The sequence below is a fragment of the Paenibacillus sp. FSL H7-0714 genome, from assembly GCF_038003765.1.
Classification (GTDB): Bacteria; Bacillota; Bacilli; order Paenibacillales; family Paenibacillaceae; genus Paenibacillus_AQ.
In genome coordinates, this window is sequence record NZ_JBBOPT010000001.1 from 2637559 (window position 1) to 2650423 (window position 12865).

A 12865-nucleotide genomic window follows, 5' to 3' on the forward strand; every position below is an offset into this window, starting at 1 on the left:
GAATATGGGGGTGTTTACCATGACCGATGAAACGGAGCTTAAGCTTAATCGATCACTTGCCGCTTTAATTGTTGCCTTCTTACTGGCGATTGTTCATCAGTTGTTGTTCTACGGAAAGTTGCCAGGTGTTTCTTATCCTATCTTCGTTTGTCTGTTTTATGTTTATATGCTTTATTACGCTAAGTCTAAAATGCGCAAACTGACCAAACTCAGTTATTTCTGGTTTGGAGCGATTTTTCTACTCTCGATGACCTATGTGTTGTTTCATAATCTTTTCTACTTTGGGTTGAACCTATTAGTAATCCCTGTGCTGATTTTATTACATATGACTTATTTGCTAAGTGATAAACGCCCCTCTTGGAGTCAATTCAGAATACTTTGGGATACACTAGAGCATTTGCTTCCCCAGAACTTTCGCCACTGGGGTACTGTGTTCAAGGACGTCAAAAGTAGCAGTGATAGTAAGGTGAAGGATGGACGCAAGCAAGTGCTGGGGAAAGTGTTTACAGGACTTGCGATCTCTTTACCGATACTGCTTGTTGTGATTACCCTGCTGGCCTCGGCCGATGGTGTGTTTCATCATGTGCTAATATGGCTGCCAAATATGCTGGATCGAATTTCATTTGGTGAAATTATTGTGCGGACGTTATGGGTACTCCTGATAGGCATGGGATTGTTCGGCTTAGTATGGGGCTTTGTAGATTCGAAGGTCTATGACTGGAATGTGCAACCAAGGGAGTATGGACCTGTACAGGCGCCTGTGACCTTTAAGGTTGATCCAGTAATTATGACGACAATTCTTATAGCTATTAACACGGTATATGTTCTGTTCGTAATCGTCCAATTTTCTTACTTGTTTGGAGCTTGGGAAGGGATGTTACCAGAGGGTAGTTCCTATGCTGATTACGCTCGTAGTGGATTCTTCGAGTTAATTATGGTGACCGCGATTAATTTCGTGATTCTAATGCTGGCATTGGGATCAGAAGGAAAGAGGGGCGGACTGCTCCAAAAAGTCATTAATATTATGCTGTATATCTTAGTTGGCTGTTCAACTGTCATGTTGTATTCTGCCTATACTAGACTAACCCTATATGAAGAGGCGTATGGATATACTACGATTCGTTTCCTAGTTCATGCATTTATGATATTTATGGGTTTGCTGTTGATTCTTGCAGCTGTACGGATTGTAGTGCCCCGTTTGCCGTTGGCTAAATGTTATATTGTGCTAGGTCTGACCTCTTATGTTGTTATGAACTATATAGGTATGGATGTCATTATAGCTAATAAGAATATGGAGCGTTATGAGGTGAGTGGTAAGCTGGATGCAGATTATTTGGTTGGTCTGTCACCGGAAGTCATCCCTTCTCTGATTAAGTTCAGTCGTAAGGAAGACGGGATGCTAGATCAATTTTTGAAAAACAAATGGTGGGACGGTGCTCAGCGAGAGCGGAAGTGGCAGTCCTTTAATTTCCCGGAATATCAGGCGCAGCGTGAGCTGGAGAAGTATTTTGCACAGTAAAGGTTAGAAGAAGGTGTGAGGAAAGTGAGAAAAAAGCCATTTAGTAACGGCTGGTTATTTATCATCATTTTTATTACGGTAGGTTTAAGTTATGGGATCTATCATATTTATTTATACAATGCCCCAAGACAAAGTCATTACTCTCATGTATCCAGCAGCAATTTAGAGCAGGAACGTCTTGGAGACATCCAGCTGCTTCAGAGTCTCGAATCGCTCATCCAGGCACCTAAACCACGTGACGATATTGAACGGTATCAATATTATCATTTGGACAACGAAACAACAGTAGCCACAGCGCGTGGTGACGATAAAATCATTCTAATTAGCGTCTATTCCGATCTGAAGATGAGTACTGCCAGAGGTATTCACGTGGGGTCTTCTACAGATGATGTGATTGAAGCTTATGGCTCTTCTTATTATAAAAGAGGGGAACAAGGGGCTGATATTATCGGGTATGTGGATAAAATCAATCATCGGAATTTAGAATTTTGGTTACAAGATCAGAAAGTGAATATGATCCGATATAGTGTGGACTCTGTTGTGATGTAAGATGTTTTGGGATTTCCTTACAAGCATAAACGCCTTCGGCTTCCTTTACAAGGTCGGTAAGCGGTTAAGCGAGAAATATAAGAAATATAGTATTGTGTGAAACTTATACTTTCTTATATTATTAAAAAGGACATATGTCCTTTTTTTGTGGGGTATTCTAAATTACACTTATTTGAGCAAACAATAGAGGGGGGCACCACATGCAAACGATAAATGACCGTGAAGCTGTCCGTGCCTTGGCAGTGAAGAACGGTCTGGACGGAATTTTTAGCCCGCTAGTCACATATAAAATGGAATTGAGACGTTATACGGATGAAGAGAAGCTGTGTTTGGTTGGCGATCAGTTGGATGGGATGTTCATATTGGTTGAGGGCAAGCTCAAAATTCAGACACTGCTGCCGAACGGCAAATCTATGCTGGTGCGGTTTACAAATCCGATATCAGTGATTGGGGATGTGGAGCTGCTTCATCGCTTTCCTGTCAAGAATCAAGTGGAGTCTGTGGGTGAGAGCTTAATTCTTTTTGCCGGGAGAAGATTACTGCTGAGAGAGCTTGAGGAAAATACAGCTTTGTTACGTTTTCTCGTAGGGGAACTTAGTCACAAATTGCATACGCTCGGTCAAGCCTCCGCACTTAACCTGTTGTATCCGGTCGAGAATCGATTTGCCAGCTATTTGATGTCTTTATTCGCCGATAAAAACGGTGACCGACGTGTGGAGGAGATTCGGACCTCTAGCCTTATAGAGACAGCAGAGTTGTTAGGTACAAGTTATCGGCATCTTAACCGGATCGTGCGTCGTTTTATTGATGAAGGAATTATTGCAAGAAATCGTGGACGCTTAAGCGTACTGGATGAAGGGAAGCTGGCGGAGCTGGCAAACGGAAATTTATACGAATAAAAAGATCTCTAAAGACCATTAGTTCCAGCCTTGGGCCGGACGTAGAGGTCTTTTTGTTTTTTTAAGCGAACATTCAGTTCAATTTCAGAGAAGCTTAAGGGAACAATAGTAGGATAAAAGTACCAATTAGAAACCTACTATACATATAGAGATGAGGAACAACGATGTTCAGAAATATCCGCGGAAAAATGATATTGGGATTTACTGCTGTGATTGTGGTCTTTCTAGTGGCAATAGCAGGAAACACATGGTTTCAAGGAAAGGCTACGATGCTGACGGATCAGGTCAATCGCAATTGGAACAAACTGTCGCTTGTACAGGGATTAACGGATAAAATTCGTACGGCAGATGAGCTAGGGGCTCGTTATGTGATGAGCAACACAGAGGCTGAGCGGAAATCATATCTTTCTAAGTACGAAGAGACGCTCCCATTGATTGAGAATGCCATCAAGGAGCTGGAGAGTGTTAGATTAAGTGAAGAAGAACTAAAGGGTGTAACGGAGCTGAAGGGGAAATGGAATGATTATTTGATCGTTTTGAAGGAAGCCTTCGCCATAGCCAAGGACGGAAACTTCCCGGAAGCGCAGAAGAAGTTTACCAATTTATCTTTAGATTCAATGATTGAATCTCTGATTGTATTCCAGAGCATGCTCATGGAGGAAATACAGAACGGGCAGAGTCAAGCAGAAGCCCATCGTAATAACGCTATGATTACTAGCTTTGGTGTGACCGGATTATCGGTTGTTCTTGCCCTAATTCTTGCACTATTAATATCTGGACGAATTATTAAACCACTTCGTGATGTGAACACACAGCTGAAGGAGATTGCAGATGGAGATGCCGATCTTACTCGCAAGCTAAACGTCCGGTCAAAAGATGAGATTGGTGAACTGGCGTTTAATTTTAATAAAATGACAGAAAATTTGGGCTTGATGATTGAACAAGTGAAGCTATCGGCGAATAGTCTCGCGAATTCCTCTACAAATCTTACCTCGGATAGTGGAGTGACAGCAGGTGCGACAGAACGAATATCGGATATTATGGGTGAAGTAGCTTCGGGAACTGCTAAACAGATGAATGATCTACAGACCAATACAATAACAATTTCAGAAATATCGATTGGAATCGGTCAAATTGCCTCTAGTGTTCAGGATATTTCTGAAGCCTCGCATCGCTCTGCGTCATTTGCTATTGCCGGAGATGAATCACTTCAGGCAGCAGGGCAGCAGGTGGAATCCATTAATCGATCTATACATTCTTTGTCACAGCAAGTCCAAGGCTTTGTGAATCGATCACAGGAAATTGGCAGTGTTGTAGGAGTTATAAAAGGGATTGCTTCGCAGACAAATATGCTGGCGTTAAATGCGACAATTGAGGCAGCCCGCGCGGGTAAGCAAGGGAGAGGCTTCGCTGTAGTTGCCGACCAGGTTCGTAAGCTGGCAGAGCAATCCGCAGAATCCGCTAATCAAATTGCGGAAATGGCGAGCGGGATTCAAAGTGAAGCAGATAATGCGATGAAAGTCATGATGAGTAGTATGAGTGAAGTAAGGGGAGGCACGGAGATTATTCAGCAGGCTGGACGTTCCTTTGGTGAGATTCGGTTATCTATAGATTCACTAGCCGAGCAGGTTCAGGAAGTATCCGGAGCTGTGGAAGAGATCACAGCGGCTACGGAAGAGATTGTGGAATCGCTTCGAAGTGTTACGACAATTGCAGAAACGACTGCAGCGAGTACACAACATGTGTCGGCAGCCTCACAAGAGCAAAGGGCTTCGGTGGAACAAATTGCTTCCTCTGCAAGTGAACTAAACTTAATGGCTCATGGACTACAGGGGCTGGTAGCTAGATTTAATATATAAGGCGAGCTTCGGAGAGTTGAGGGGGAATCCCAGTGCTCTCTGGAGCTTTCTTTTTTTATTTGGTTGAACGTAATATCCCACATACTAAGCATAGAAATTGCCATCGACGTCCACCTGCCTATAACTTATATTATTACCATTATTAGTTAGTTTGTGGTCAACCTCTGGGTATAGATCAGTGACTTATTGAAGTCAGAGTCAAGGATACGGGAGGACAGGCAGCTAATAATAAAGCGATTGTTAAGTCTCGTTGAAAACTATCAGGTCCATTTTAGGAGGCGAATGTCTATAACAATACTATTTTGAAAGCGTATTCTTATTGGCTGCATAGCTTCACAAAACTTTGGGAGGTGGTTCTCTAATGATAGCAGCTTCTAAAAAAATTACGGGTAAGTCGGCAGTAATGTATTTTTTGATTGTAATATTGTTTGTAGGTCAATTAGCGTTGTACCCCTCGGTGAGTTTAGCTGCGGGGAATTTAGCCCAAGGTAAAAGCATTACTTCAAGCTCATTTGGCGATGTTTATGTAGCAACTAATGCCAATGACAGCAATCAAGGAACGTATTGGGAGAGTGTAAGTAACGCATTCCCGCAATGGATTAAAGTGGACTTAGGCGACGTAAGCAGTGTCAATCAGGTTGTTCTAAAACTGCCGACGAACTGGGAAACAAGAACCCAAACGTTGTCGGTGGAGGGAAGCTCTGATGATTCTACTTACACTAATTTAGCAGCCTCTGCCAATTACACCTTTAATCCAGCAAGCGGATCTAATACTGTGACCATTAATTTTACAGCTGCGAGTGCTAGATATGTTAAATTGAACTTCACGGCAAATACAGGATGGCCAGCAGCACAGTTATCGGAATTTGAGATTTATGGCAGCACAACGACACTTCCAACAACAGGATATGAAGCGGAGAATGCTGCTTTATCCGGTGGAGCAAAAGTCAATACAGATCATACCGGTTATACCGGAACCGGATTTGTAGATGGCTATTTGACACAAGGAGCAACGACTGCCTTTAGTGTTAATGTTGCCTCTGCTGGAAACTATGATGCCGCATTAAAATATGCAAATGCTTCAGGCAGCACAAAAACAATAAGCATTTATGTAAATGGGACGAAAATAAAGCAATCTTCTCTTTTAAATCTGGCCAACTGGAATACATGGTCCACAAAGGTTGAAACGTTAGCCTTGAGTGCTGGTGCTAATACGATTACTTATAAATATGATGCAGGTGATACTGGAAACGTGAATCTGGACAACCTGATCCTTACTCCATCTTCAGCACCGACAGCAACACCATCACCAACGGCAACGCCAACACCGACAGTAACCCCAACACCAACGGCAACGCCGACACCAACACCAACCCCAACACCGACAGTAACACCGACACCAACGGTAACTCCAACACCTGGGACGGGTTCAAATTTGGCTTTGAACAAAAGTATAACTGCGTCGTCCTCGGTCTTTACCTTTGTGCAGACGAATGCGAATGACGGTGATGTAACTACTTATTGGGAGGGGGCAGGGGGAAGTTATCCGAACACATTAACTGTTAATTTGGGCAGCAATGCTGATGTTACATCGGTTGTTCTCAAACTGAATCCTGCATCGGCGTGGTCGACACGTACTCAGACCATTCAAGTGCTTGGGCATAATCAGAATACAACGGCTTTTACGAGTCTTGTACCTGCGACCGTGTATACCTTTAATCCGGCAACCGGCAATACAGTGACGATTCCGGTCACGGCTACGGCTAGTGAATTGCAGCTAAAGATCACTACCAACTCTGGTTCAAGTGCTGGACAAATTGCTGAATTTCAGGTAATTGGTACACCATCTGCGAATCCAGATTTGACGGTGACTGCTCTTACATGGACTCCAACCTCTCCAATTGAGACGGATGCCATTACACTTAATGCAACAGTTAAGAATATAGGATCTCTAGCATCTGCTGCAACTAATGTGAATTTTTATTTGGGCACTACCCTTGTAGGTACTAGTCCAGTAGGTGCTCTAGCTGCTGGCGCATCAACTAGCGTATCTCTTAACTTGGGCGCAAAAGATGCAGCAACCTACTCATTAAGTGCAAAGGTCGATGAGAATAATACAGTGATTGAATCAAATGAGGGGAATAATAGTTTTACTAGTCCGGCTTCCCTTATTATTGCTCCAGTGTCCAGTTCTGATCTGGTTGCTTCCTCCGTCAGTTGGACACCTGGCAATCCAGCAGGCGGCAACACTGTAAGCTTCTCAGTTGCCATTAAGAATCAAGGTACAGCAGCTTCCGCGAGTGGTGCGCATAACATAACTCTGACGGTTTTAGATGCTACTACGAATGCGGTGGTTAAGACTCTAACAGGCTCCTATAACGGCGTGATCGCAAGTGGGGTGACCACAGCGCCTGTAGCTCTTGGTAATTGGACTGCAGGAAATGGCAAATATACTGTGAAGAGTGAAATTGCAGTAGATGCTAATGAGCTGCCTGTAAAACGGGCTAATAATATTCAGACGCAGTCACTGTTCATCGGTCGAGGTGCGAACATGCCTTACGACATGTATGAGGCTGAGGATGGAGTTATTGGCGGTGGGGCCGTGAAGCTTTCAGCCAACCGGACCATCGGCGATCCTGCAGGTGAGGCTTCAGGCAGAAGAGCAGTCACTCTGAACACCACAGGTAGCTATGTTGAATTCACGACAAAAGCCAGCACGAACACTCTGGTTACTCGTTTCTCGATTCCAGATTCAGCGAGTGGTGACGGCACAAATGCTACGCTTAACATCTATGTTAATGGTGTCTTTAGCAAAGCTATTAACTTAACCTCTAAATATGCATGGTTGTACGGTTCTGAGACAAGTCCTGGAAATTCGCCAAGCGCAGGTTCTCCACGGCATATTTATGATGAAGCTAACATTATGTTTGATAGTACCATTCCGGCAGGAAGTACGATCCGTTTACAAAAGGATACCGCTAACACTTCTCAATACGCCATAGACTTCATCAGTCTGGAGCAGGTTTCACCGATTGCTAATCCAGATCCGGCTAAATACACTGTTCCTGCAGGCTTTACGCATCAGGATGTTCAAAATGCGCTTGATAAAGTGCGGATGGACACCACAGGAAATCTCGTAGGTGTATATTTGCCACCAGGAAACTATCAGACCTCTAACAAGTTCCAGGTCTACGGCAAGGCAGTGAAGGTTATCGGTGCGGGTCCTTGGTATACAAAGTTCATTACTCCAACTAACCAAGAGAATACCGATGTAGGATTCCGAGCCAGTGATACTGCGAATGGATCTACCTTTGCGAATTTCGCTTATTTCGGAAACTATACTTCTCGTATCGACGGTCCTGGTAAAGTATTTGATTTCTCCAATGTGGCGAACATTACGATCGACAACATCTGGACTGAACATCAGGTATGTATGTACTGGGGAGCCAATACCGATAACATGGTGATTAAAAACTCTCGTATCCGTAACACCTTCGCTGACGGCATCAATATGACAAATGGAAGCACGAATAACCTCGTGTCTAATATTGAAGCACGGGCAACAGGTGATGATAGCTTTGCATTGTTCTCGGCGATTGATTCCGGTGGTGCAGATATGAAGGATAACATCTATGAGAACCTCACTTCAATCTTGACTTGGCGTGCTGCTGGTGTAGCTGTCTATGGTGGATACGCAAATACCTTCCGTAACATTTATATTGCGGATACACTTTGCTACTCCGGAATTACAATCAGCTCTTTAGACTTTGGATATCCGATGAATGGCTTCGGAGCTTCACCGACTACGAATTTTGAGAATATTTCTATTGTTCGTGCAGGTGGGCATTTCTGGGGGGCACAGACTTTCCCGGCGATCTGGGTATTCTCGGCCTCCAAGGTCTTCCAAGGTATCCGAGTCAATGATGTGGATATCATTGATCCGACCTATCATGGAATCATGTTCCAGACCAACTATGTAGGTTCCACTCCACAATTCCCAGTAACAGATACCATCTTTAATAATGTTACAATTACCGGTGCGCAGAAGAGCGGCGATGCTTTTGATAGTAAATCCGGAGTGGGTATCTGGGTGAATGAAGCTGCTGAGGCTGGTCAAGGTCCAGCCAGAGGCTCAGCAACCTTCAACAATCTGAAGATTACGAACACGGTAACAAATATTAAGAATAATACATCTACTTTTACCATTAACGTGAATCCGTAAATTGTAGATCAGTAGTCAGTTATAATGAAGCCGCCTACCCATAAATTTGGGAGGCGGTTTTTAACTTAGGGAGCTTGCAAGCTCCAGAATCGACAGGAGATGCCACTCAAGTTACAATGAAGGGTATGTAAAGTAATGAAGGAGGCGCTATATATGACACCACTAGTTGTTAACAATATAACTGAGCTGATTGGGAATACACCGGTTGTGCGACTAAATCGGTTGACCACCCCCCAAGATGCAGAACTATATGTGAAGCTGGAACGCTTCAATCCCAGTGGCAGTGTAAAGGATAGAGCAGCTTATAATCTGATCCTGCAAGCAGAACTAGCCGGGCTGCTGAAGCCCGGAGGGACCATTATAGAGCCGACAAGCGGAAATACAGGCATTGGATTGGCTATGAATGCCGCTGCAAAAGGCTATAAAGCGATTCTTGTCATGCCTGACAATATGACGAAGGAACGAATCAATATTCTAAAGGCTTATGGCGCTGAAGTTGTGCTGACTCCTGCAGTGGAGCGGATGCCGGGAGCAATTGCAAAAGCAATCGAGCTGGGGAAAGAAGTGGCGAATAGCTTTATTCCACAGCAATTTGAGAACAAAGCGAACCCTGACATTCACCGCACTACGACAGCTCTTGAAATTATGGAGCAAATGGAAGGGAAGCTGGACGTGTTCGTTGCTTCTTCGGGAACAGGTGGTACGATAACTGGAACTGGGGAAGTGTTGCGTGAGCAGATTCCAGGTATTCGTATTCTAGTTGTTGAGCCGCAGGGCTCACCAGTGTTATCTGGTGGAAAGCCTGGACCGCATAAGCTGGTTGGAACCAGTCCGGGCTTTATACCCGTCATTCTGAATACAAAGGTCTACGATGAAATTGTTCAAGTTTCGGATGAAGATGCACTGAATACCGTGAGAATGCTGGCAGCACAGGAAGGGATTCTGCTTGGCCCATCAGGTGGAGCCGCAGTATGGACAGCATTGCAGGAAGCACGGCGCCTCGGGGCCGGCAAGCGAGTGCTATGTATTGCACCTGATGCGGGGGAACGTTACCTGAGCATGGGAATATTCTAACTTCGTTTGGAGGAAAAAGAATGAATAAGCTTATGGCAAGTTTCTTTATTGTTCTTATGTTGGTGGGTTGTTCCAGCAACAACTCTTTGACCAGTGATGGCGATCATGTTGAGTCTACACCGGAAAAAAGTGCGGAAACTGTACTGCCTTCATCAACTCTTCCTCCAAGCGCAGAGCCATTACTAACTCCAAGCAAGCAGAAGACTGAAGCATATCTAGATACTGAGAAGCTGAAGACGAATTTTGGCTTTGCGGATGCAGAGGGGCGGAATATTCTAGTTACCGGGCATGAAAAAGGGCTGGATCAGGAGATGGCACAATTAAATGAGGCTATTGGTGATCAGGGGAATGTGTTAAAGGTTAAATTTAATAAATGGCAGGATGGAACAGAGAACAGCAATGGCCGGGAGATGGCACATAATTTTGTAAATCTGGCGGGTTATCTTTTTACGGTGGAAGAAGCAAGTGCGACCCCAGATGAAACCTACTATTTGACGGATCAAACGGACTTTAAGGTTGATGCGCTTTTGCCTATTGAATCCTTAGAGGGTCAAGAAGCTTTATCTACTGTGGAGGAAAGTGTTCGACAGCGTATTGTAGATACGAAAAAACGTGAAATTCAGAAAATATGGAAGCTGGCAGACTTATCTACAGATCGACAGCTGTATCTCGTTCAATTCGTAAGGCTGGATCAGGATATGTTATTTAGTCTCGTTTGGAAAGAAAAAGATGAATTTACCTTCATGGACTATCCAGCGGTGATTCAAGGAGATGAATATTCGGTCTGGCGGGTGGATGATGGCGGAGAGGTTATGCCTGAAATGTTCTCCATCCTTTTTGCTGCTGAAACCTCAGAGGGCCCATTACTCGGCCTGAATTGGTGGGGCTCAGAGGGAGTAAATACGTTTTTTCTGAAAAAAGAGGGAGATTCGTTTAAAGAAATGGATATCCAATATGGACGTTATACTTCACCACTTTAGGTAGGATTTCGCAGTAAAAGTAGAAATGATTGGGTGCATCGTGAGATGTATCTTTTTTTTGCTACAATATAAGAAAGCCTGCTTATGATATTATAAATGTCAGCAATCACCTTTTAAAATACTTAAATTTGTAACATTAATGGGTCTATATAGCCCGATCGAGTCATGTCGCTTAGATGAGACGGTGATATTGTTAAGCATAAGATGTGCAGGAGGGGACGGCAACGTATAAACAAATAAAGTATATGATCCTGTTATTGCCAACGCTAATGGTGGGGATCTGGGAGATTGTGCGTCACCAGTTTCTAATGCCTTATATTTCTATGGATTTGGGGAACTATTTGACGCCAGTCCTGGTGTTTTTAGTCAGTCTTGTGTTGCTCGTCCCTTTGTTCTCTCTTATGGAGCGGAATCAGCGGGAGCTGGAGCAGGAACGTGCGCTTAAAGATGCAATGAAGGCTCGGGAAGGACTTGCCAAAGAACTGCATGATGGAATGGCGCAATCTTTATTTCTCTTATCTGTCAAAATCGACCGGCTAGAAGCAAGCCGCAAGAATGGTGAGGTCAGTGAGGAAAATGTGGATCAGATCAAAAAGACGGTCCATGAGGTGAACCGTTATGTGCGGCAGGCCATTGCCAATCTGAAGATTCCGGTCTCAGAGCAGAGTTCTTTTTCATTGGAACAGTCGGTAAAAGATCAGCTAGCCCAGATGGCGAACGAGATTATGATCGAAGCCTCTCTCGAATGGAGCCTGCAAGATGATGCGCTCTCCCCTTCGGAAAAATCAGAATTGTTATCCTGTATTCGCGAAGCGATCATTAATGTTCGTAAGCATACACGAGCTGGACTGGTTTCAATTACTGGCGCTGGCGATGAGAAGAACTGGAGGGTAGTTGTTACAGACAATGGAGAAGGATTTCAGTATGATCCATTTGAAGTGAGTGGCAGCTACGGACTTCAGATCATGAAGGAACGTGTCGAGGGGATGGGCTGGAAGCTTAGGCTGACTTCTGGTGACACAGGCACCCAGGTTGAAATTACGAAAGGGGAAGTCAGTCCATGAGCCGATACCGGGTTTTAGTTGTAGATGACCATGCGCATGCACGTGAGGCGATGTGCGAGATTTTGTCCATGGATGATAGTTTTGAGGTCATTGGAGTAGTGGAGAGTGGTGCTGAAGCGATCGCTTTCACAGCCCAGTGGATGCCTGATCTCATCCTAATCGATATTCAGATGCCGGAAATGGACGGGCTGGAGACTACTCGCCGGATCAAGCAGGAATATCCTTATGTCAAAATCGTTATCGTTACCGTATCGGACGAAATTTCCCACCTCCTCGAAGCGCTAAAGCAAGGAGCACAGGGGTATTTGCTAAAGAATCTGGCACCTTCCACCTGGATTCAATATTTGCAGGCCATTGTTAATGAAGAAGCACCGCTTAGTCGGGAGCTGGCTTTTCAAATCTTGAAGGAGTTCACCGTACCCTCTGTTACGGATGAAGGGGAGTCGTTGACGGCTAGAGAGAAAGAAATTTTAAGCTGTGTATCTTCTGGATCAAAAAACAAGGAGATTGCAGTGAGCTTGGGGATTTCGGAGCATACCGTAAAAAACCATTTGAAGAACATCCTCCAAAAGCTGCAACTCCAAAACCGAACGCAGCTGACGCGTTATGCCTTGGAGCAAGGGCTTGCTTCGCGTAAACGAGATTTTTCGAAAGATGTATAGCAGGAAGTTAAGGACGAAGATATATAATTATTGATGA

General features: G+C 44.2%; 9 protein-coding genes. All 9 read left to right on the forward strand.

Annotated features, from left to right (window positions below; translation table 11 throughout):
- Positions 1–19 precede the first annotated feature (19 nt).
- Positions 20–1519: a DUF4153 domain-containing protein gene (locus NST34_RS11435; RefSeq protein WP_341127811.1), complete on the forward strand. Its 1500-nt coding sequence runs from the start codon at positions 20–22 to the stop codon at positions 1517–1519.
- Positions 1520–1543: 24 nt separating this feature from the next.
- Entirely contained in the window at positions 1544–2068 is a 525-nt protein-coding gene (locus NST34_RS11440; protein ID WP_076283012.1) for a hypothetical protein, read from the forward strand.
- Positions 2069–2268: 200 nt separating this feature from the next.
- Positions 2269–2967, forward strand: a complete 699-nt coding sequence (locus NST34_RS11445; protein WP_341060467.1) for a Crp/Fnr family transcriptional regulator — start codon at positions 2269–2271, stop codon at positions 2965–2967.
- Positions 2968–3131: 164 nt separating this feature from the next.
- Positions 3132–4826: a methyl-accepting chemotaxis protein gene (locus NST34_RS11450; protein ID WP_341127812.1), complete on the forward strand. Its 1695-nt coding sequence runs from the start codon at positions 3132–3134 to the stop codon at positions 4824–4826.
- 361 nt (positions 4827–5187) lie between these two features.
- Positions 5188–9048 carry a discoidin domain-containing protein gene (locus NST34_RS11455; RefSeq protein WP_341127813.1) on the forward strand — a complete coding sequence of 1287 codons (3861 nt, stop codon included), beginning with the start codon at positions 5188–5190 and terminating at the stop codon, positions 9046–9048.
- Positions 9049–9201: 153 nt separating this feature from the next.
- The gene (gene cysK, locus NST34_RS11460; protein WP_341127814.1) at positions 9202–10122 is read left to right on the forward strand and encodes a cysteine synthase A; all 921 of its coding nucleotides are present in this window, start codon (positions 9202–9204) and stop codon (positions 10120–10122) included.
- A gap of 20 nt (positions 10123–10142) precedes the next feature.
- Entirely contained in the window at positions 10143–11102 is a 960-nt protein-coding gene (locus NST34_RS11465; protein WP_341127815.1) for a hypothetical protein, read from the forward strand.
- 245 nt (positions 11103–11347) lie between these two features.
- The gene (locus tag NST34_RS11470) at positions 11348–12166 is read left to right on the forward strand and encodes a sensor histidine kinase (RefSeq protein ID WP_042187187.1); all 819 of its coding nucleotides are present in this window, start codon (positions 11348–11350) and stop codon (positions 12164–12166) included.
- A complete protein-coding gene (locus NST34_RS11475) occupies positions 12163–12828 on the forward strand; it encodes a response regulator (protein WP_042187189.1) in 666 nt (221 codons plus the stop codon). Before NST34_RS11470 ends, NST34_RS11475 begins: the two co-directional genes overlap by 4 nt.
- Positions 12829–12865 lie beyond the last annotated feature (37 nt).